A 21683-nucleotide genomic window follows, 5' to 3' on the forward strand; every position below is an offset into this window, starting at 1 on the left:
AGATGAAAGCAAAATGGATGCTGCCAATCGTTTTTACTTCCGTACTAATTTTGGGGGCTTGTGGAGGCTCAAAAGAAAAGAGTAAATCAAGCCCTGATTATGAACTAGAAAATGTCTCTTTTCCATTGAAAGAAAAAGTATCTTTAAAAATGATGTCTCAAAGTGCCCCTTTGGCTCCCAATGATCCTAATGACAAATTGATTTTCCAACGGTTAGAAGAAGAGACCAATCTCCATATTGATTGGACAAACTACAGTAGTGATTTTGCCGAAAAAAGAAATTTGGATATCGCTAGTGGTGATTTACCAGATGCCATCTTCAACGCCGCTGCAGGTGACTATGATTTATTAAACTGGGCGGAAAGTGGCGTTATTGTACCGATTGAAGATTTGATCGAAGATTATATGCCAAATCTGAAGAAAATTTTTGATGAAAATCCCGAATACCGACAAATGTCTACTGCACCTGATGGTCACATTTACTCTATGCCTTGGATTGAAGAATTAGGCGAAGAAAAAGAGTCGATTCATACAGTAAATGGGATGGCTTGGATCAACAAGGAGTGGTTGGATAATTTGGGTCTTGAAATGCCGCAAACCACTGATCAGTTGATGACTGTGTTGGAGGCTTTCAAGACGCAAGATCCAAATGGTAATGGTGAAGCAGATGAAATTCCTTTTAGCTTTATTAACAATGGAGGAAATGAAGACTTAAAATTTTTAATGGGGGCATTCGGTCTAGGTGATAATGATGACCACTTAGTCGTTGATAACGATGGCCAGGTACAATTTACTGCTGACAAAGAAGGGTATAAAGAAGCTATCAAATATTTCAATGAAATGAATAATAAAGGTCTTATTGATAAAGAGGCTTTCGAACAAGATTGGAATACGTATGTTGCCAAAGGAAAAGAACATAAGTATGGCGTGTATTTTACTTGGGATAAAGCAAATATCACGGGTGCAGATGATAGTTATGACGTCTTGCCAGTCTTAGCGGGACCAGATGGAACGAAACACGTTACTCGTACGAATGGCATGGGTTTCTCAAGAGATCGTTTCGTAATTACTAGTGCGAATAAAAACTTGGAACTTACAGCTAGATGGATAGATAAAATGTATGAACCGTTACAGTCTGTCCAAAATAACTGGGGAACTTACGGTGATGAAGCACAGGCCAATATTTTTGAATTAAAGGATGGTATGTTAAAACATTTGCCTTTAGAGGGGACAGCACCGGGGGAACTAAGACAAAAAACCGAAGCTGGAGGACCATTAGCAGTTCTTGATTCTTATTACGGCATAGTCACTACTATGCCAGATGATGCGAAGTGGCGTTTAGATTTGATGCATGACACGTATTTGCCATATATTACAGAAGACAATATCTATCCGCGTGTCTTTTTAGAAAAAGAAGAAACAGATCGATTAGCAAAAATTGAAACAGATATGTGGGATTACATCTATCGCAAAAGAGCAGAGTGGATCACCGGCGGTAAAATCGATGAAGAATGGGAAGAATACCTTGCTGAATTGGAACGTGTAGGTTTGGAAGAATGGATTCAAATAAAGCAAACTGGCTATGATAATTTTTTGAAGGGAGCACAATAAGTGTTAGTAGAAGAAACGGCGATTTTGGATAAAGCAAATCGATTTATTGAAATGATGCGAGGAAAAGTTAACCCTCAGTATCGACAAAACTATCATTTTTCCGCACCCATTGGGTGGATAAATGACCCCAATGGGTTTATATATTACAAAGGGCATTACCATCTCTTCTATCAATACTATCCTTACGATAGTCGATGGGGGCCTATGCATTGGGGACATGCGCGTAGTAGTGATTTGGTCCATTGGGAAGATCTACCAGTAGCGTTAGCCCCAGATCAACCTTATGACAGCGGCGGGTGTTTCTCAGGAAGTGCAATTGAAAGAGACGGAAAACTATATTTATTTTATACAGGCTGTCAAGAAATTGATGGTATTAGCCATCAGCATCAATGTTTGGCGGTCTCTGAAGATGGTATTCATTTTAGCAAATACAATGGTAATCCTGTGGTAGCAGAAAAACAGCTAGGTGAAAATGGGCTGATACAAGAATTTCGTGATCCTAAAGTAATTGTTCACAACGATGCTTACTATATGGTAGTAGCTACTAAATCTACACAGTCTACTGGTAGAATAGTGATGTTTCAATCGTCAGATTTGTATACTTGGCACTTTTACTCTGTGTTGCTAGAAGGGACTTTAGAGCAAGGAATAATGTGGGAATGTCCTGATTTATTCCATTTAGACGGACGAGATGTCTTAATCATGTCACCGATACAAATCAAGAAGAACGGACTGGAATATCATAATATCAGTTCTACCATGGCTTGTATTGGTGAGGTAGACTGGGAAACAGGTCAGATGATAGTTGATAATTTCCATGAAATGGATTTTGGAATGGATTTTTATGCACCACAAACAACAACAGATCCTAATGGTGGACGGGTGATGATTGCTTGGATGCAGATGTGGGATCGTACATTGCCTACACATGAGTTAGGCCATCTTTGGGCAGGCTCTATGAGTTTGCCCCGAGAGTTAAGAGTGAAAAAAAATCGATTGGTACAAAAACCCATCTCAACTGTATATAGTCATTTAGTTTATCAACAAGGCAGTGAAAATATCGCAGTGACTGACACATCAGTCGTATTTCGAAACGCACTGTCGGATTCTTCATATTTACATCTAGTCGCAGATTTGGAGAAAGCAGAAGTTTTTACAATTGAATTACTGCGGTCTAAGACGGATTGTCTCAAACTAACTTATGACACTGCTAAACAGGTTTTTGAATTGGATCGTCAGAAACTAGGAAGAGAGCTTACAGGGGCGGAAGAAGACCCTCTGAATGTCCGAAAAGTTGAAGTACCTTTGATTGATAATCAGCTCGTTCTTGAGATTTTTAGAGATACCTCATCAGTTGAAGTCTTTATTAATGGGTTAGAAGTTATGACGGCTACTTTCTATGAGCTGGAAAAAGCTCGAGATATCTTGTTTCATTCGATTGGAGAAAGTCGTATTCAAGCTTTTGAAACAGCGAGTGTGAAATAAATGTTTGATTGCTTAGGCGATGTATCAATTATTTAATAGGTTTTGAAGGATAATGTTTTTAGAAAAGAACAGATAGCTAGATTTCCCATGGCTTTGCTATTAGTATTTTGAAAAAATTAGTAATTTATGACAAAATTCATTATACTAAACTTGTGCAGAAATGTGAGGGATCAACTATGAAAGCAACAATGAAAGATGTCGCAAAATTAGCAGGTGTCGGAGTAGGAACTGTTTCCCGGGTATTGAATAACGGTTCTGTTAAAGCTTCTACTAGAGAAAAAGTTGAAGCAGCAATGACAGAGTTAAACTATCAACCAGATTTTTATGCCCGGGGGTTAAAGATGAAGCATACGAACACGGTTGCTTTGATTCTACCCACTGTATGGCATCCATTTTTTGGCGAATTTGCCTACCATGTAGAAACAGCATTAGAAAGACAAAACTACAAGCTTTATTTGTGTAACTCCAGTGGGAATAGTGAAAAAGAACAAGAATATATCCAGATGGTCAGCCAAAATAAAGTAGACGGCATCATTGGAATTACTTATTCAGATATCGATGAATACATTTCGAGTAATCTGCCTTTTGTTAGTATCGACCGTTATTTCACTGAAGAGGTGATTTATGTGACCGCTGACAATGCGGCCGGTGGACGTTTGGCTGCAAATGAACTTTATCGCCGAGGATGTCAGAATGTAGCATATATCGGTGGGTACCAAGAAACACCGAATGAAACGAAGAGTCGTCGAAAATATTTTGAGATCGAGTGCCGTCAACTGGGGATTTCCTATAAAGCGTTAGATATGTTAGAACCTTTAGACCATCTCTCAGAACGTGTAACAAATTTTTTGTTAGAGAATCCCGATATCGATGGGATTTTTACGATCAACGATCCGATGGCATTAGCTGTCATTGGTATGCTTGAAAAAATAGGGAAAAACGTACCAGAGGATGTACAAGTTATCGGATTTGATGGTCAAAAGATGACAGAAGGAGACCCTTATCTCGTATCAACGATTGCCCAACCTACAAAGCAAATGGCGGAAGTGGCAGTGGCAAAATTAATTGCTGTCATTAATGGAGAGACAGTAGAAAAACGTACCGTATTGCCGATTGAATTTGGCGAAGGTGGCACAACGAAACCTTTAGTGAGAAACGATTTTGCTTAGTGCAAATACGTTTCTTTTTTTGAAAATGAGTGAATGAAAGGTGTAGATAAAATGTTATATGGTGGAATAGAAGCCGGTGGAACAAAGTTTGTCTGTGGGATTGGTAATGAACAATTACAAGTGATAGAACGGAAAAGTTTTCCTACCACAACACCAGAAGAAACGATGAAGCAAGTGTTTGATTTCTTTGATAAGTACAAAGGAAATATCGCATCAATTGGTGTAGGAGCATTTGGGCCTATTGATATTCAAATCGAATCAAGAACTTACGGATATATCACCAACACACCGAAGTTAGCTTGGCAAAATTATCATTTTGTCGGAGCTTTGGAAAACGCCTTGTCGGTTCCCATCTATTGGACTACCGATGTAAATGCTGCTTGTTATGGAGAATATATGGCAGGTTATGGAAAAGGTAAAAATAGTGTTCTGTATTACACCGTTGGTACTGGTGTTGGTGGTGGTGCTGTAGTGGGTGGGAAAATAGTCGCAGGTTTCAGTCATCCTGAAATGGGACATATGCTCTTACAACGTCATAATGAAGATCAATTTGAAGGAATCTGTCCTTTTCATCATGATTGTTTGGAAGGGTTAGCCTCAGGACCCGCGATTGAAAAGCGCTTTGGAAGAAAAGCCCAGACCATTTCATTTGATCATCCTTATTGGACGATTGAGGCAGATTATCTTGCTCAGTGTGTGTATAACACAACGTTACTATATGCACCGGAAGTAATAATTTTAGGTGGGGGTGTAATGAAACAGCCGCAACTACTCGAGTTGATTCGCCAAGCGTTTAAAGAAAAAATGGGTTCCTATGTGGATACCCCTGTTCTTGAAGAATACCTACTAACTCCAATGCTTGCTGACGATGCAGGTTTGATCGGCTGCTTAGCTTTAGCAATAAAGAAGTTGGAACAATAGCAGCATGTTAAAGAACGTGTGAGAGAGTTTTTATAGTAGTTAGGATAGATAAAAAGGTTAACTAAAATGTGAGTTAGAAAAAAGGATGGCTAATAATAGATGTTCATATATATTTTTTGCCTAATCGAATGTCGCAAATAAGAATTTTTTCTTTCGTTCTCGTCTTCAGTTATATTGTTGTCTAGCTGCCTCAAAATTACTTCTTAGTGCTTGGTTTTTTTCTATTAGCCCGAGCAAAGAAAAAGGAAACAGAATGTCTTATTAAAGCCAATTAGGCCTACGCCTAATTGGTTTTCTATATTCCTGTGCTAATTGTGTTTGGGTGGATGAATATCCTTTTTATTAATAATAGTGACGGTGTAATGAACGGTTTTGCTAACGGTAAAATAAGTATATCTAATTCAACTTTCTACTAACGCGAACATCCTTTGAATTTGATTTACTAAAAGCTGGGTAGCTTCTCATCAGTCATCCTGCCCTATTCTCAACAAGTACCTGCCTAATGCCTTCTTCAAACGTTGTGATCTTAAAATGAGGGAATGCCTTTTTGAATTTATCAGAGACAAAAAGATTATCCATCGTATATCTAGGTAATAACTCACTTAGTTCGCGCGCGTTTTTACTGAATAGCGTAGCAAGTTTAAATTGCCACAAAGGAATGACGCGGTATTTCAATGGCTTGCCTTCAATTTTTTCGGCGAGATCGATCATGTCTTGGAAACTATGAGGTGTATCACAGGGCAAATGCCAAGTCTGGCCATAGGCACTAGGCGTATTTCCGATAAGGGCCATGGCCCGGCTAGCATCAGGTGTCCATATAAGTGTGCGTAAAGTGTCCTTATTGACAGGTATTTTGACGGGAGCATTGTGGACTATATTGTTTAAGACGAGTGTATTGGTAATGCTCTGGGTCTTGCCTGGTCCGTAAAACTCTGGGGCTCGACAAATCACCGCATCTAAACGGCCACTTTCCATCTCGGATAAAACCAATTGAGCCATTTTAGAGCGTACGAGGGACTTCCTGCCTGCTGGAGAAAATGGCGTGTCTTCCTTTTGGGGTGTACGATCCTTTGGATACATATAAGTATTATCAAAAAAAACCAGTTTGCTCTGTGCTTCTTGGCAAGCGCGGATGACATTTTCTGTGATTTTCATAAAATTGGTTTCCCACAGCTCAGCGTCCATCGGTAACCCAACAGTGAAGTAAACAATCTCACTATGTTCAATCGCTTTCTTCGTTTGCGAAAAGTCCATCAAGTCTGCGGAAACGAGCTGGTCTGTAGGATTGATTCTTTGAGGCTTCCGGCTAACTAGTCGAAGCTCATTTGTGTAATTTTTGTATAGTTCTGTTGCTAGTTCATAGCCGATTTGTCCATTGCTTCCTAAAATTGTTTGCATGACTGTACCTCCTCAAGATATAGTTTTGCTACAGCACGTACAGAAAAAGGATTTTGGCCAGTGATGATCCGCCCATCTTTTAGGGCAAATGCTTTATAAAAGCGTCTTTTTTTGAATTGAGCGTTTCTTTCTTTTGCGGCGGTTTGATTAAAGAAAGGAACTTTGTTCATTTTCCCGGCGAGAAATTCTTCTGTTTTCGTAAATCCTGTGATTTTTTTTCCAGAAATCAAAAAGCTTCCTTCTCTATCTTTTATATTTAGTAAACCAGCGATTCCGTGGCAAACAGATAAAATATACCCATTATTTTCATAAATGGCTAAAGCGAGTTCTTGCAGCTCTTTATTATCAGGAAAATCCCACATGACACCATGCCCTCCGGTAAAATAAATCGCATGGTAATCGTTCGGATTTATCTCTGAGGTTTTTTTCGTGTGAATCAAGCCGTTCTGAATGAAATTTTCTTCCAGATAAATGTTCATAATGGCTTGATCTATATATTTCATGCTTCTTGGATCTAGAGGAACAAAGCCTCCCAATGGACTTACGAAATCAACGTCAATCCCTTGTTGGTAGACTTCATCTAGAAACTCGGCACTTTCTCCTAACCAAAGTCCGGTAGCTTCGTTCGTGCCAGCATATTTTTGAATGTTTGTTTCAACAACTAATACTTTCTTCATGATTGGTCCCTCTCGTTCATAATGTGAATGACTTTCGTCAAAAAAGATTGGAGTTTCTTTATTTCTGTTTGCTCGTGATCGAGATAGTAATAATTTTTTGTTCCTTCTTGTCTGAAATTCACGATTTTGGCTTCTTTCAAGATTTTCAAATGATGTGAAATGGCGGGTCTAGATAAATTGGTGGCCTCTAATAAGGAAGTGACCTGTAAGCCAGCACAATTTTCCGCTTCTAGCAACCGAATGATGATAGCTTGTCTTTTTTTGTCACCTAGCGCGATTAAAAAATCACTTAACTCAGAAAAATCTTGTTGCAGATTGGCATAATCTATCATAATTGTCTCTCCTGTATGGTTTAAAAGTTTAAACTATTAAACCATAGAGAGAAGATTTTTGCAATGAAAGAAGCTCGAGAGCATTCCTCTTCTTCACCATCGCTAATGAGATTAGAATGTTTTGTAAGCAAATAGATAATAATGGAAAAGCATAAGAGCATTTGATCCTTTTTTTGTGTTTAGAAGCAGCTTATTTTTTTATGAAGTGATTAAGAGCCGTGTGTTGCTCATTTTTTGTTGTTGTGTTATGTATGTAACATCTAGACAAAAGACGTAGTGAGATATGAGGCGGAGAATATGAGAGACTTACAGTTAGCATTTATCAGTAATCGCACAACTAAGCGCTTATTTCGAGTTTTGAGTGTGATGGAACGAGATCGTTTATTTACAATTGGTGAAATGGCAGAAAAGATGCAAGTCACACAACGCACAATTGCAAATGATCTCAAGTATGTGAAAGACTATTTTGGTGATTGTATCACCCTAATTTCGGGGAATAGTGGCTTTCTTTTTGAAGAGAAAAAACCTTCCGTGTACCAAGAAAAGAAACAAGATTTGCTAGAAAATGAGTGTTTATTTGAAATCATCGGTCATATTTTTCAAGGGGAATTGATGGATATTGACGAGTTGGCCCATCATTATCATTTTTCTGAGAGCACGTTTCGACGGTTGTTGGGTCAATCGAACAAAATATTGAGCAGTTATCGGTTAAAATGGGTGTCGAATCCATTGACAATTGAAGGGAGCGAAGCGGATTTACGGAAATTCTTCAAAGACTTTTATTACGAAGGGATTGATACTGCCCATACCCTTGTTCCCGACCCCGCATTGCATGAGTTGGTCTTAACCCAGTTAAACAACAAACTAGGACAATATGATATTGGCTCTGGAACAACACCAGCTGCTTTTTACTATACTTTTTTTATTGCAATCAAACGGGCGAGCCTTGGTTTTCCGATAACAGTACCGAAATACTTGATTGAATTAGCCTACAAAGGAAATAGCTTCTCCCTCCTGTATTCTTTAAAAGACGGAATCAACAAGCTTTACGGCGTAGAACTAGCGAAGGAAGAATTTGCATGGATTTATTTAGTTACTATTTGTAAACGTACCTTAGATCGAGAAGCATCGGAGGAAAAGTTCTACCAGCAGTTTCATCAAGGATCAGAAATTGCCAAACTTACGGAGGCTTACTTACAAGAGTTTGAGCTCACAAATGAGAGCTATGCCAAGATAAAAATTTTCTTGCAATCCTTCTTTTTGTCTAGAAAAGTGAACTATGCGTTAGCTCCTGCATTGAACAAAGAGGCACAGGACATCAAAGAATCTCTCATGCGTTCTGACAATGAAAACTATCAACGGAATTTACGATTTTTAAAGAAGCATCAAAGAAAAGACTTTTTGGCTGCGCCATATCTTGAAGATATTTGTGTGAGTTTAACGATCTACAGTGATTTGATTTTTGATTTTTATTCACCGACAAAAAGAATTTATTTTCTTTTAGAAGGTGATCACTTCATCTGCCAACAGATTCGAACTCGTGCAATGCAACAGTTTGGTACAAAGCACACGTTGACCTTTTTGCCATTGCAACATCTGACACAAGAAATATTAAATGCCGATCATATTGATTTGATTGTCACAAACTATAATCGGTACCTCTTAGACTATATTATTGAAACAGATTACTTGTTATTGAAAGCTGTCCCAGATGAGCATGACTGGCGGAATCTGGAAAGAAAAATCGATCCGTATCGAAAACCATTTCTCTAATTCCCGTACACTCGTTAAAAGTATTAACGAGTGTTTTTTTTTCATTTATTTCATCCGTATATGAAAATATTGATTCCAATTTGACCAAAAAATCAGGTAACCTTAATCATGTAAGGAAAAGGTATGCATACAAAATGACAAACGAAAGTACCAAAAACCTTCGTTTTTTAGAACGATTGTCTGTTATGTATCCTCTTTTTCAGAAATCCTAATCTAACAACTTTTTCTAAGACAACTGATAAATTCAGGTGTCTTTTTTGTCGTCAACCCAAAAACGAAGAAATTTGAGACATTTTAAGGAGGTATGAATGATATGAAACGGGTAATATCTATTGGCTTTCTGGGGAGGTTTCTTTTAATCACTGTCTTATTTCTATCCCATGTCCCATTTCAATTAGTAAATGCATCAACGGAAGTTTTTGACAGCTTAAATGATTTTGAAAGCGAATCGTCAAATATCAAAGAGGGGGAAGAAGAACTTGATGAGAGTGAAAGCGAACCTGAAAAAGCTAATGAAGGTAGTCGCTCAACCCAGTATCGTATTGATTTAATTGCCAATCCACCAAGAGGAGGTACTGCTATTAACCTAGCTACGAACTCTACCGTAATTTGGGGTGACGTAGGAATGGGGGTTGGTAATGTTACAGCAATTCCTAATACAGGTTATCACTTTGTTGAATGGGAGGTTGTATCCGGACCAGTCAACTTGCTGTCCCCAACTAATTTATTTCCTGCTTTAATTATGGGGGCGGGTAATTCAGTCGTTCAGGCTATGTTCGCTCCTGTGCAAGGTGGAAACATTATAGTAAAGCATGAAGATGCCGAAGGAAATAAATTAGTAGAAGATGAAATTCTAGCAGGCTTATTTGATGAAGAGTATTCAACAGAGGCATTAACAATTGAGGGGTGGAATGTTAGTCGAATCCCTAGTAACGCATCCGGTACTTTTACCCAAGAGGAGCAGGTTGTTCTTTATTTATACGAAAGGTACGAACCGCAACAAAATTTATGGGGCACCGTACCTTGGGGATATGACGAAGAAGCAGAATCTATTATTTTATACGGAGGAATTGCAGGTTCTGTAACAGAAGCACCTTGGAGAACGTATACTTCCGTTAAACAAATTACTATTGAAAATATCGTTGTATTGCCAGAAAATTCTAGAGGATTGTTTTCTTCATTAAACAACTTAGAAACCATTGAGCATGCTGAAAACTTAGACGTTTCAAATGTAGAAAATATGTACAATATGTTTGGTGCTGCAAGATCCATCAAACATTTAGATGTTAGTCGCTGGGATACCTCAAATGTTAGAAATATGAGTTTTATGTTTAACCAAACGCAGTCATTAAAGGAACTGGATGTGAGCAACTGGGATACTTCTCAAGTAACAAATATGCAAGCTATGTTTCAAAATGCAGAGTCTTTAACTACGCTAGATGTAAGTAGTTGGAATACCTCTCAAATTATAGATATGAGTTTTATGTTTAGCCAAACGCGGTCATTAAAGGAGCTGGATGTGAGCAACTGGGATACATCTCAAGCAACAGACATGCGAGCCATGTTTCAGGGAAGTTCATTAACTACACTAGATGTAAGTAGATGGAATACCTCTCGAGTTACAAATATGGGTTTTATGTTTAACCAAATGCAGTCATTAAAGGAAGTGGATGTGGGCAACTGGGATACTTCTCAAGTAACAAACATGAGAATGATGTTTAATAACGGAAACTCTTTAACTACGCTAGATGTAAGTAGATGGAATACCTCTCAAATTACAGATATGGGTTTTATGTTTAACCAAATGCGGTCATTAAAGGAGCTGGATATGAGTAACTGGGATACTTCTCAGGTAACTAATATGCAGAGTATGTTTGGTAATACTAACGCATTAAATAGAATAACATTAGGAGAACAATCTATTTTTTCTGCTGCTGCAAACTTACCAGCAATCCCAAGTACTGAACAATATACTGGACGCTGGACGCTAGAAGAAAATTTGTCGGGTGATGGTTCGGTTATAACTTTTGAAAACTCAACTGAGTTTATGGCTAACTATGATGGTAGTTCCCCAGGAACCTATATCTGGGAGCGAGTAGCTCCAGAACAGCTTGTCGCAAGCATTGATCGAGTAAGCGATCAGTCCCAAACTATTACTGGATATGCAACAGAGTCCGTAGATGAGTTGACTATTAGTTACCAAACGACGTCTGGAGATAAGGTAGTTCTTGAAAAAGATGATCCTCGAATTGTTTGGGGCGATTATCAAGAGTCAAATCAACATGTCCGACAGTTCCAAATTGATTTGATAGGAAATGAACGTCTTGAGACCGAGACAAAGGTAACGATTACAGTTTCGAAACCTTCTGTTGTCACGACTGGTGATAGAACGGAAGAACAAACAGTCATAAAAGGAATTGATTATCGAGCGAATAACCTCACTTTAGACCGTTTCAAAATTAATGAATTAAGCACGCAAGAAGAATTAGATGCCTTGATCCTTCAAGAAAGTCGCGCGCAAGCCGCAAATGTGTTGTCGGAAGCGGATATGACGGATGACTTTCGCATCGTAGAAACGGATCTTACACGAGGAGTGGACGAAGACGGCAGCTACTTCGCTGTTCTTGAGGTGGGAAATAAAGCTTACCAGCTGATAGTCGGTATCGATGTGACATCAAAACTTGAGTATCTGCGGGTGACAATCCCGACCAAAATGGTCTTTGAATCCTTATACAATACGGCGGAATCGAATCGTAATTTTGAAAGCCAAGGATATGAGATCCGCAATCAATCGCCACTTGCTGTGGATACCTATATCAATCAATTGGCGATCGATGATCCTGCCGGAATCGTCTTGTTAGAAGAGGGAGAAGATCCCCTCGATTACGCTGAAAGCGAAGAGGAAGATCCAACTCTTACTTATGACGATATCTCAACCCCGCTGTTGCGATTGAACCTAAAAACGGAAGAAACCCAGATCCAACTCTATGAAACGATGGAAGAACAACACTTGGTTCGCTTAGAAGAAAGAAGTCGCGTGCCGATTTCCTTAACAGGGGATTTCTATGGGGATTACCCGCAATGGGTCGTTGATTCAGAAGCCGATCAAGGCGGGTATTATGAAGACTTGCTCGTACCGAATTATCGCATCGTCTTACGCTTTGTCCCACGAGACTAAAAAAGATCGTACCAAATGGGAAGGAGGTGAATCCATTGGAGCAAACGAATCAAACCGAAAACAAAAAACGACGGAAATGCCTCTGGTGGTTGTTGCTATTGGCAGTACTTGCCGGTGGACTCGGGTACTATTTCTATCAATCAAAAGAAGCGGTTCCGTTGATCAGTGCAGACCTTTTACCTGAATCTGGTGATGCCACCGATCAGCGATTATCTGAACGGGCGCAGGAAATTGCAGATGCGAATTATTTTACCCTGCAAATCAATCCAGAAGCCATTTTTGAAGATGGTCAAAGCACGGGATCCATCGAGATCGTCAACCCGGGCACCAATGTGTACCCAATCGCCGTGGATATCTCTTTACTGTCGAGCGGGGAAGTCATCTATTCTTCCGGTGCGATCCATCCAAATCAATTTGTTGAAAATGTTGCCTTGGCGACACCATTGGCAAAAGGCGAGTATCCTGCCAAAGCCACCATCAATATTTACGACCCTGAAAGCAAAGAAAAACAAGGGGTCACTGAAGCTGAATTAACGATTATCGTTAAGAATTAAAAAAAGGAAAAGTGAGGAAATAAAAATGAAAAAATTTGTAGCAGCTATTCTAAGTACAGCAACGATCGCAGGAGTAATCGCAAGCGGCACCACCGCTTTTGCGACACAAACTATTGAGGGACGTGAAGGCGATACGTCAGGAGATGTCCAAGTAAACGGGATCATCGGATCATTCGATAACACAACCCCTGGACCAAATCCCGATGATTTGAACCAATGGATCAATGTAACGATTCCAACGACTGCTTTGTTCTACACCACAGAAGAATCAAGCCACAAAGAGATCGTTTCGCCTACGTACACAGTGACAAATAACTCAGCAGTTGGTGTGATCGCTTCTGTTGCAGGTGTTGATACACCATTGAATATGTCTGAAGTAGACTTGTTAAACATAAACGGGATTGAGTTGTTTGAAAACGGCACACCAACTGTAACAGAAACAGAATTGTTTACCCTTGAAGGCAACCAAGGAACGAATGAAGGGACGTTTGCGTTCACTGGTGAAGCAACACCTGTCAATGCATCAGAAGAATCAAACCCAAGTTTCAAATTGGTCTTGAGTTTTGCGCCGGATGTAGAGGAAGACTAAAAACTGAAATCCCAGTAAAGAAGGGATCTATCGTATGAAAAAACGAAAAAGAATCATTTTTTTCATCGCTGCATTACTGGCTCTGACTGTCTGGGAGCTATCAGAAACCATTGTCGCAGAGGCGACAACAGGGCAGGTCACTGTGACTGGTCGAATTGGTGAAACAGCGAAGAAAGAGGAAGAAGCAGACGGTGACAATAAGAAAACGATCGTCGCAGATGCTTCTCAAATCGGACAAGGAAAATTACCACAAACAGGTTCGTCAAACACAAGCAGTTTGACCATTCTTGGGTATGCACTCATAGTATCTTCTATCTTATTACTATTGAGTAAAAGCAGACACATTTATGGAACGACTGATTACTATAATTAGTGAACAAATAAGTGAGTAGGCAGAGTATTCTATAATTACTTATGCCCTATCAGAACACCTCGATGGAGCTGATAGGGCAGTTTTATTTAATTGTTATAAAAAGGAAGGCAAGATAATAGCGTTTAGCTGATACAAATAAAATTTTAGGAGAAATACATAGAAAGAGGGGCAAATGAATGGACGGTGGAAACAACCACGAAACCTTTTCTTACTACTTCAATTTTGAGAAAATAAAAAAAGGTATTGAACGTGAAAAATTGGAAGCATATTGCGAAAAACACCTAACTGAATTCGGTCAGCTGATTGAATCGATTTCAAAAGATAATTTCTGGGAAGTGCTCCCAAAAATTCTAGGACTTGATGCAAAGATGAATCTAGTTTTAGAATTATCTCGATTCGACGATTTCTCAGCAGATGAGATTATTAGAATTACTGAGAATGATTACAAGACATATTTCAAAGAAATCTGTGGTTATGATCTAAGTGTAGAAAAGAAGAATTCTATCGTATTCAATGTGTCATAGAGTTTGTATAAATAAAAATTATCTTAAAAAAGGCTTCAAAAAAATTTTTTGAAGCCTTTTTTTGTTTTCCGCAAGTATTAAGATTAAGAACTAACGCTACTGTCTAATGACATAGTTAAGGGAAAACGTAAAGGTCTGTGTTAAAGCTAAACCTTAAAGGAAAAGATAGGAAAAAACGAATAATTTGGAAGTTACTATTTTTCGCTAATGAATTTAGACAGCAATATTATGGAGATAAAGGAATCACGATTAAGAAAGTTCACGATTGATAAAAACTTGCTAATAAATGAAACTAATTGACCTGTTCTTTCGTCATACCCTATAGAACAACGAAAGAGAGGAAATACTATGAGAAAAAAATTATTGTTAATAGCTATATTCTGTGCATTGATTCTTACGTTAGTAGTGGGTGTCACGTATAAGTACCTAATGAGTCAAGTGTATGGAGAAGAACAAACAAATTTTGAAACGCAAGTCGAAAAAACAATTAAAACTGCATTTTTTGATCGTGATATCACTCAGATTGAAGAATCAAAGAGTGGCGATAATCAATACAATAAATATTACCTGTACTATTCTGCGACTGAAAATAAAAATATTATAAAACAATTGGAAGCTCAAACTCAGGTTGCTTCGAAACAATTGAAGGATTCTCGGTCAATGGTGCTTTCCTATGTCAATGAGGAAAAGGTGAATGATGCCCTTATTAATCGACATTTAGTAACAAAGGAATATATTTGGGATGATAAAACAAAGTCTTTGAAATATTTAGGTGAAATAAAAGAACTATCTGAAATACTCTTATCCAAAAATCGAAATGAGCCTCGATTAAAAGATATTGTCAACGATGAATCAGACTTGCTTGCGATAAACAGAGTTGTACAAGAACAACTACTTAGTACTCGAACTAAATTAAAATCAACAATTGATGAGGAAGAATTAGATCAAGTGTTAACATATGACTTTTTAAGCAAGGATAGTAAGATAACCATTCTCCCTCACTCAATACAAATCGCTTTTGATAAAGAGGTCTTAGGGTTGACAAAGATGAATGTCGACATTGAAAAAATTCTGCCTTTTATTGATCCAGCAATCGTTTCTGATAATAATCTGCCAAAAAAATCCTTAGACCAAAAAAGAAACTATGTCGCACTCACCTTTGATGATGGACCTAACGATACGTCTACGAAAAAATTACTAGGAGAGTTAAAAAAAGAAAAGATAAAAGCGACTTTTTTTGTTTTAGGTCAGATGGTTGATAAGAACCCAGAGGTCGCGAAAAAAATAGTGGGAGAGGGGCATGAAATTGGCAGTCATTCATACACTCACCCAGACTTAACTCAAGTAACTCTGGATAAAGTCAAAGAAGAAGTACTGAAGACTGATAAGGCAATATTTCATGCTACAGGGGTATTGCCAAAACTCTTTCGACCACCTTACGGAGCAGTAAACGGCGCCGTTGCCAAAACCATCGGATTGCCTATTATTCAATGGAATGTAGACTCTGAAGATTGGCAAGTCAAAAATAAAGATTTGATTGTAAATAAGGTAATTGATACTGTAGAAAATGGATCAATCATTTTGATTCATGATATCCATGAACGTTCCGTAGAATCCATTCCAGAAATGGTAAGTCAACTAAGAAAAAGAGGCTATGAGTTTGTGACTATAAGCGAATTGCTCTCTTATGGACAAAAACCACTAAATCAGTATTTTGGTTTAGCTGACCAAAGAGAAATTAAATAGCAGTCTTTTCTAGTCCCTTGGAGAGTTGTTGAAGGAGTGATCTTTATTTTTAAGAATAGAAGTCAAACAAAAAAAGTGCGCTATTATGAGCATCTACTAGAAGAACTGATAGAAGGTAAATATGATCAAATGTATCGAATTGCCTACAGTTATGTTTATGATCATGAAGATGCTTTAGATGTCCTGCAGGATAGCTTTCAAAAGGCGTTAAAAAGCTTTAGAAACACAGTAGAAATTGATAATTTTCAAGCATGGTTCTATAAAATTTTAGTAAGAACCGCGATTGATCAATGGCGAGTGAAGAGACTAAGACCATTTGGGTTAGCCTTTGAAGAAACTATAGAACTAAGTCATTTTCGTTTCGATCAAAGTGAATTTCTTGAACTAAAGGAAATTCTAGAGAGAACGCCTAGTCCGGAAAGAGATATCATCATTTTAAAATATTTTGATGGATTTACCTTGCAAGAAATTGCTCAAATACTTAATTTAAATGAGAATACGGTGAAAACGAAGATGTACCGTTCTCTTGTTCAATTTAAGCATCTTTTAAATTAGAAAAAACAAGATATGAAAAGGAGAATGAGCGAAATGAAACAGCACACGTTTGATGGAGAAAACCAGGAACAATTAAAGCGTGAAATAGTTGCGCGTTTTCAAATAGAAAAGGCAAAGGTATACGAAGAAAAGAAGCGAAAAGTACTTAGAAGAGGAGTCGAAAGCGTGATCTTGGTGGTTTTTAGTTTTTTGATTATGCTTCAAAATACTACCTTTAGAGGTTTTGCATCAGAAATACCTATTTTGGGTGATTTGGTATCAATTATAACTGGGGAAACGCTTCTGTTCAGTCAAGAGGAAGCAGAAATCACTATTGATGTGCCTAAGATAACAGAAGAAAATCAAGTGTATTCGCAATTAAATGAAAAATATCTCCGCGAAGGACAACGAGCATATCAAAGTTATATAGACGTAATAAATAAGGTGGACGAAAAACAAATGTATGTCAGTGGTACCTATGATGTGAAAGTCAATGATAATCGATTTTTAGTAATCGACCGTACGTTTGAAGAGACAGTGGGGAGCACCAATGTCGAACATCGATTTGATACATTCGATAAAAAGAACGAGGTCTTATTATCATTAAAGATGTTATTTAAAACGGAAAACTATTTAGAGGTGCTGGCTCAGGAAATTGAGCACCAAATGAAAGAGCGGATGAGAGTAAATAGCGATATCAAATATTGGGTTTTAGACTATAATGATACAAATTGGTTGGAGAATGATCCGAATTTTTATATTAATGAAAATCATGAACTAGTTATTTCGTTTGATAAATATGAAGTTTCGGCTGGATACATGGGGACACAAGAGTTCATAATACCTACTACAGTATTGAATCCGATCTTAGTTGACGAAAATTTTTTTAATTAGATCGATAAATCAGTTTAAGCTTATTCAGAAAATGATTTCTGGCTAAGCTTTCTTTTTTTCGCTAGCAAGAGCGGAAAATAAAGCCTACTTTTCTAATTGGCTTTGATACCATGAGGGGAAAAAATCGATGAACCCAGAGTCTCTTTTATACACGTTTACTACAAAGGCAATAAAAAGTACCTTGTTGTCTGCTTTTGTGAGTAACTTTTCCACAGTGTGGAACTCCCTGAGCCTTACTACCATTATTGGAATTGAAAATAATTAGAGATCTAATTATTAGGTAGCGAATCTTTTTATTGACTTTCCTTTTTAACCGGTGTATATTCTTTTCGAATAGTTAGATATCTAACATTTGGCGAAGGGGGAGTCGTTTTGGAGGAACTGATCGTTTCGAATTTGATGCGTTCCATTATGAATAAGTCACGGGAATCGATGGAACTGCGTATAAAAGACCTGGATATCAGTCAGCAGCAAGGAAGAATGATTGCGTATATCGCACAAAATGAAGACAAGGGATTGATTCAGAAGGATTTGGCCCAAGTGTTTCAACGTCGTGATGCCAGTATCACAAGTATGCTTCAAGGGTTAGAAAAAAAAGGGTATATCGAACGCCGCATCCCAAAAAATAATGAGCGGCAAAAAAATATATACGTTTTGCCCAAAGGAAAAGCGTTGATTGATCAAACCAATGAAGCTTTTTATGCGGCAGAAAAAGAACTGGTCCAAGCACTGAATGCAGAAGAAGTCGAAGAACTGACTCGTTTGTTAAGAAAAATCGATCAAAGTCTATGAGCAATAAGCAGTCAATCACTGCTTATTGCCTTAAAGTTAGAATTCTAACATTTAACTATCTAATTAAAGGAGGAATCATCATGGAAGAAGTCACAATGAATGAATCTAATATTTACTATTTAAGCGAAAGTCCGGTGCGAAAGGCAATTGCCCATTTATCGATCCCGATGATGGTTGGTATTTCAACCACGACGATCTATAATTTGATTAATGCTTATTTTATTGGATTGATCCATGATACCAATATGATGTCGGCGATTACCTTGGCGATGCCCATTACGATTTTGTTGATGGCCGTTGGGAACATGCTAGGTGTTGGTGGAGGAAGCTATATCACACGACTACTAGGAAATGGAGACACTCAAAAGGGCAAGAAAGTTGCCGGCTATGCGTTTTACTCGAGCATCCTGCTCGGTGTGATCATAGGGATTGTCGCAGTAATTTTCATGGATCCGTTTATTCATTTACTAGGAGCAGGTGGTCAGACATTTTTGTATACAAAACAATATTCACTGATTTTGTTTGTTGGTGGAGCATCGTTCATTTTAAATTTTGCTTTGGAACAGTTGGTGCGTTCAGAAGGGGCATCAAAAGAATCAATGTATGGCATGTTTGTCAGTGTTGCAGTGAGTATCCTACTTGATGCATTATTGATTCTCGTCTTTAACCTACATGTGATCGGTGCAGGGCTATCACTGGTGATTGCGAATATCGCTTCAACAACGTATTATGTCTGGTTCCTAGAAACGAAAAGTGAGACATTGAAGGGCTTTTTAAAGAGCATGAAACTTTCAATCAAAGATCAGCTAGAAGTTTACAAAATAGGAATATCCGAGCTGTTTAAATCAGCTTTCATGATCGTCACCACATTATTATTGAACAATTTTTCTGCTGAATATGGGGACAATGTTGTGGCTAGCTTTGGTATCGCTGTTCGAATCACGCAACTACCGGAATTTTTAACAATGGGTCTATTTTTGGGCGTCATACCGTTATTTGCCTACAGTTTCTCTGCCCATAACACGAAACGAGTGAAAGAAGCACTGAAAGAAGTATCTTTGTGGATAGGTGGGATCTCCATCCTTTTTGCATTGATTGTGTATTGGTTGCGAGTGCCTGTGCTGGGGTTATTTACAAGTGATCCTCGTGTGATCCAAGTTGGCTTAACGATTTTAGGGGCACAGTTGGTTTCTTCGATCTTTAATGGTTTCTCTGGTTTATTCACGGGCATCTTTCAGGCATCTGGACTAGGTGCTCAGACCGGAGTGATGTCCACGATTCAAGGAACATTCTTTATTCCAATCGTTTTAGTGCTTCATCATTTCTATGGATTGGATGGATTGATTTGGTCAATGACGATTACAGAAGGTATCGCGTTTGTTGCGGGTGTCTTAATGATGATTCCTTATCTAAATAAACTTAATAAGGATGACCTGCCCGCCATGCAAAACAGTAGCATATAAGAATCAGGTACGTTTGAACTATTGGTTTCTGGATGAAAAGATAGCGAAAGGTTTCTTTTCGAATCTCGGGTATGGAAAGCTCAACGAAGTTTGCTTTGTTGGGCTTCTTTACTTGCTATTTATTTTCTTTGCATTAAAGTAAGAGGAGATGTTCATTCTGTTATACTTACAATTGAAAAAACTTCATTCAAAGATCAATGATTTTTGAATGTGTTGATAGAAGAAAAGTGTCTAAAATGAACGATATTATCAAAATTATCAAGCGATTGAGGAACCTACTATGCAAAAAAAATTTTATAAAGTTGTCTCTGTCTCGAATAACAGTCGTCTGTTTGCGATTTTAATGGCTTTTTCAGGCGGGGCATTAGATGTCTATTCTCACAATTACTTTCATGGATTAGTTGCTACCCAGACGGGGAACATTATTTTGATGGCTTCGAATTTATCCCAATATAATTGGCAGCAAATGCTGCCTAAGATCGTATCGATCGTTTTGTTTACGGTAGGATTTTTATTAGGTATTCTTCTAAAGCGCAGCAATTTCAGTCATTATTGGCGCAGTTACACCATGCTACCTGTTATTTTATCGAGCTTGATCATTCCATTGTTGTCTCAAAACTTGCACCTTTTTAAAATTGGTCTGCTTGCTTTTGGCAGTGGCTTGCTGATGCTGACGTTTACTGGAACGCAAATCGAAGGAAATCCTTATACGATCATGATGACCTCAGGCAATTATCGGAAAATGCTAAATGAATGGTATCTGTATCTGACCTCACGGAATAAAACGTCGCTTCAAAAACGCAATGCCCATAACTATACGATCGTCGTGCTCTCATTTGTCATTGGTGCTTGTTTACTAGCCTTTGTCAGTCTTGCTTTAAAAAAATATTCAATTTGGATCGTAACCTTCACGTTTCTGCTGGCACTTTTTATTGAAATCCATCAAGCGAAAAAGACGATTCGATAGTCAAATAAAACCGTCAGAGGGACTCCTTCTGGCGGTTTTTCTTATAAGCTGAAAGAGGAATATTTTTTAGAATGTCCTCACAGCTCCGCAATCTTCCGTACGGTATTGATGGTTCGAATCGTAATCTGTTTGCCGACGCTGGTGCTGGCTGTTTTTTTCCACCAATTGGTTTTTTGATAGTCTTTGCGGAGGTAAGACCAGAAGACGACGTCTTTGTAAGGGAAAACCTGTTCAAGCTCGGCATTCGGAGCCCCGAGTTTTTCAGATAACATCTCGTAGGTCAGCGAAGGCATCAAAAAGATCAGGTTGTCATAGATGGTTTTATCTTCCGTTCCTGACCAGTCGGGCATATGGGTCAATCGTTCCTGCAGCTCTGATTGGCGAATGATATAAATAGCGATATCAAAGGAAAAGTCGCGTTTGACCATTGCTTTAATCGTTTCGGCAAGGGCTTGTGGATCATCCCCTTCACTGGAAAAAATCACATTGCCGCTATTCAAATAAGTGACCACATTGCTAAACCCCAATTCTTCAAAACCGGCTTTCAATTCTTTCATAGAAATTTTGTTCTTTCCACCGACATTGATGCCTCTTAATAAAGCGATGTATCGTTGCATGGATAACTCCTCCTTTAAACCCCTTCTTTTAGCTGATTATAGAATGGATGGAGCGGAAGCACAATCCTGGCTTCTCAGCTACCCAAA

20 protein-coding genes are annotated in these 21683 nt (G+C 38.3%); 16 read left to right on the forward strand and 4 right to left on the reverse strand.

Annotated elements, in window-relative coordinates; all coding sequences use genetic code 11:
• The first annotated feature begins 2 nt into the window (after positions 1–2).
• From IAE45_RS15615 to IAE45_RS15630, 4 genes are all read left to right on the forward strand, one after another.
• Positions 3–1610: an ABC transporter substrate-binding protein gene (locus tag IAE45_RS15615; protein WP_081119360.1), complete on the forward strand. Its 1608-nt coding sequence runs from the start codon at positions 3–5 to the stop codon at positions 1608–1610.
• Positions 1611–3095, forward strand: coding sequence for a glycoside hydrolase family 32 protein (locus tag IAE45_RS15620; protein WP_081119359.1), 1485 nt, complete (start codon positions 1611–1613; stop codon positions 3093–3095). It begins immediately after the preceding gene.
• Positions 3096–3271: 176 nt separating this feature from the next.
• Positions 3272–4264 (forward strand): LacI family DNA-binding transcriptional regulator, encoded by a 993-nt coding sequence (locus tag IAE45_RS15625; RefSeq protein ID WP_002323463.1) that lies wholly within the window; start codon positions 3272–3274, stop codon positions 4262–4264.
• 51 nt (positions 4265–4315) lie between these two features.
• Positions 4316–5185 carry an ROK family protein gene (locus tag IAE45_RS15630; protein ID WP_081119358.1) on the forward strand — a complete coding sequence of 290 codons (870 nt, stop codon included), beginning with the start codon at positions 4316–4318 and terminating at the stop codon, positions 5183–5185.
• A gap of 468 nt (positions 5186–5653) precedes the next feature.
• Here IAE45_RS15630 and IAE45_RS15635 read toward each other — a convergent pair whose 3' ends face one another.
• From IAE45_RS15635 to IAE45_RS15645, 3 genes are read right to left on the reverse strand one after another with little or no spacing between them, the layout of a single operon-like run.
• Positions 5654–6583: an NAD-dependent epimerase/dehydratase family protein gene (locus IAE45_RS15635; protein WP_081119357.1), complete on the reverse strand. Its 930-nt coding sequence runs from the start codon at positions 6581–6583 to the stop codon at positions 5654–5656.
• A complete protein-coding gene (locus IAE45_RS15640) occupies positions 6568–7260 on the reverse strand; it encodes a type 1 glutamine amidotransferase domain-containing protein (protein ID WP_081119356.1) in 693 nt (230 codons plus the stop codon). The genes IAE45_RS15635 and IAE45_RS15640 overlap by 16 nt, the downstream gene beginning before the upstream one ends.
• Positions 7257–7592 carry an ArsR/SmtB family transcription factor gene (locus IAE45_RS15645; protein WP_077454166.1) on the reverse strand — a complete coding sequence of 112 codons (336 nt, stop codon included), beginning with the start codon at positions 7590–7592 and terminating at the stop codon, positions 7257–7259. The genes IAE45_RS15640 and IAE45_RS15645 overlap by 4 nt, the downstream gene beginning before the upstream one ends.
• A gap of 297 nt (positions 7593–7889) precedes the next feature.
• Here IAE45_RS15645 and IAE45_RS15650 point away from each other — a divergent pair, with 297 nt between their 5' ends.
• The 12 genes from IAE45_RS15650 (at position 7890) to IAE45_RS15705 (ending at position 20979) form a co-directional block, all read left to right on the forward strand.
• Entirely contained in the window at positions 7890–9365 is a 1476-nt protein-coding gene (locus IAE45_RS15650) for a helix-turn-helix domain-containing protein (protein ID WP_008381810.1), read from the forward strand.
• Between the two features lie 304 nt (positions 9366–9669).
• The gene (locus IAE45_RS15655; RefSeq protein ID WP_233619106.1) at positions 9670–12543 is read left to right on the forward strand and encodes a BspA family leucine-rich repeat surface protein; all 2874 of its coding nucleotides are present in this window, start codon (positions 9670–9672) and stop codon (positions 12541–12543) included.
• A gap of 35 nt (positions 12544–12578) precedes the next feature.
• A complete protein-coding gene (locus IAE45_RS15660; protein ID WP_142425343.1) occupies positions 12579–13097 on the forward strand; it encodes a hypothetical protein in 519 nt (172 codons plus the stop codon).
• Positions 13098–13122: 25 nt separating this feature from the next.
• Positions 13123–13686 (forward strand): hypothetical protein, encoded by a 564-nt coding sequence (locus tag IAE45_RS15665; protein WP_200127242.1) that lies wholly within the window; start codon positions 13123–13125, stop codon positions 13684–13686.
• 34 nt (positions 13687–13720) lie between these two features.
• Complete coding sequence (locus tag IAE45_RS15670) at positions 13721–14059, forward strand: LPXTG cell wall anchor domain-containing protein (protein WP_142425341.1); 339 nt, start codon at positions 13721–13723, stop codon at positions 14057–14059.
• Positions 14060–14235: 176 nt separating this feature from the next.
• Entirely contained in the window at positions 14236–14583 is a 348-nt protein-coding gene (locus tag IAE45_RS15675; protein ID WP_016613710.1) for a DUF7006 family protein, read from the forward strand.
• A 348-nt stretch (positions 14584–14931) separates the two neighbouring features.
• The gene (locus IAE45_RS15680; protein ID WP_200127240.1) at positions 14932–16329 is read left to right on the forward strand and encodes a polysaccharide deacetylase family protein; all 1398 of its coding nucleotides are present in this window, start codon (positions 14932–14934) and stop codon (positions 16327–16329) included.
• Positions 16330–16365: 36 nt separating this feature from the next.
• Positions 16366–16884, forward strand: coding sequence for an RNA polymerase sigma factor (locus IAE45_RS15685; RefSeq protein WP_005233050.1), 519 nt, complete (start codon positions 16366–16368; stop codon positions 16882–16884).
• 33 nt (positions 16885–16917) lie between these two features.
• Complete coding sequence (locus IAE45_RS15690; RefSeq protein ID WP_233619107.1) at positions 16918–17757, forward strand: RsiV family protein; 840 nt, start codon at positions 16918–16920, stop codon at positions 17755–17757.
• 411 nt (positions 17758–18168) lie between these two features.
• The gene (locus IAE45_RS15695; protein ID WP_016613715.1) at positions 18169–18549 is read left to right on the forward strand and encodes a MarR family winged helix-turn-helix transcriptional regulator; all 381 of its coding nucleotides are present in this window, start codon (positions 18169–18171) and stop codon (positions 18547–18549) included.
• A gap of 80 nt (positions 18550–18629) precedes the next feature.
• Positions 18630–20012 carry an MATE family efflux transporter gene (locus IAE45_RS15700; protein ID WP_034872420.1) on the forward strand — a complete coding sequence of 461 codons (1383 nt, stop codon included), beginning with the start codon at positions 18630–18632 and terminating at the stop codon, positions 20010–20012.
• Positions 20013–20292: 280 nt separating this feature from the next.
• Positions 20293–20979 (forward strand): YoaK family protein, encoded by a 687-nt coding sequence (locus IAE45_RS15705; RefSeq protein ID WP_200127237.1) that lies wholly within the window; start codon positions 20293–20295, stop codon positions 20977–20979.
• 77 nt (positions 20980–21056) lie between these two features.
• Here the strand turns inward: IAE45_RS15705 and IAE45_RS15710 are convergent, their stop codons facing one another.
• Complete coding sequence (locus IAE45_RS15710; protein ID WP_200127235.1) at positions 21057–21596, reverse strand: DUF1697 domain-containing protein; 540 nt, start codon at positions 21594–21596, stop codon at positions 21057–21059.
• Positions 21597–21683: the final 87 nt, after the last annotated feature.

This window comes from Enterococcus sp. S53 (assembly GCF_016516865.1).
GTDB lineage: Bacteria > Bacillota > Bacilli > Lactobacillales > Enterococcaceae > Enterococcus_D > Enterococcus_D innesii.

Bases quoted from the DNA above. Each gene is read 5' to 3' on its own strand.
- IAE45_RS15615 (WP_081119360.1), top strand. From the start codon at position 3: ATGAAAGCAAAATGGATGCTGCCAATCGTTTTTACTTCCGTACTAATT.
- IAE45_RS15625 (WP_002323463.1), top strand. From the start codon at position 3,272: ATGAAAGCAACAATGAAAGATGTCGCAAAATTAGCAGGTGTCGGAGTA.
- IAE45_RS15630 (WP_081119358.1), top strand. From the start codon at position 4,316: ATGTTATATGGTGGAATAGAAGCCGGTGGAACAAAGTTTGTCTGTGGG.
- IAE45_RS15635 (WP_081119357.1), bottom strand. From the start codon at position 6,583: ATGCAAACAATTTTAGGAAGCAATGGACAAATCGGCTATGAACTAGCA.
- IAE45_RS15640 (WP_081119356.1), bottom strand. From the start codon at position 7,260: ATGAAGAAAGTATTAGTTGTTGAAACAAACATTCAAAAATATGCTGGC.
- IAE45_RS15645 (WP_077454166.1), bottom strand. From the start codon at position 7,592: ATGATAGATTATGCCAATCTGCAACAAGATTTTTCTGAGTTAAGTGAT.
- IAE45_RS15650 (WP_008381810.1), top strand. From the start codon at position 7,890: ATGAGAGACTTACAGTTAGCATTTATCAGTAATCGCACAACTAAGCGC.
- IAE45_RS15655 (WP_233619106.1), top strand. From the start codon at position 9,670: ATGAATGATATGAAACGGGTAATATCTATTGGCTTTCTGGGGAGGTTT.
- IAE45_RS15665 (WP_200127242.1), top strand. From the start codon at position 13,123: ATGAAAAAATTTGTAGCAGCTATTCTAAGTACAGCAACGATCGCAGGA.
- IAE45_RS15670 (WP_142425341.1), top strand. From the start codon at position 13,721: ATGAAAAAACGAAAAAGAATCATTTTTTTCATCGCTGCATTACTGGCT.
- IAE45_RS15675 (WP_016613710.1), top strand. From the start codon at position 14,236: ATGGACGGTGGAAACAACCACGAAACCTTTTCTTACTACTTCAATTTT.
- IAE45_RS15680 (WP_200127240.1), top strand. From the start codon at position 14,932: ATGAGAAAAAAATTATTGTTAATAGCTATATTCTGTGCATTGATTCTT.
- IAE45_RS15690 (WP_233619107.1), top strand. From the start codon at position 16,918: ATGAAACAGCACACGTTTGATGGAGAAAACCAGGAACAATTAAAGCGT.
- IAE45_RS15695 (WP_016613715.1), top strand. From the start codon at position 18,169: ATGAATAAGTCACGGGAATCGATGGAACTGCGTATAAAAGACCTGGAT.
- IAE45_RS15700 (WP_034872420.1), top strand. From the start codon at position 18,630: ATGGAAGAAGTCACAATGAATGAATCTAATATTTACTATTTAAGCGAA.
- IAE45_RS15705 (WP_200127237.1), top strand. From the start codon at position 20,293: ATGCAAAAAAAATTTTATAAAGTTGTCTCTGTCTCGAATAACAGTCGT.
- IAE45_RS15710 (WP_200127235.1), bottom strand. From the start codon at position 21,596: ATGCAACGATACATCGCTTTATTAAGAGGCATCAATGTCGGTGGAAAG.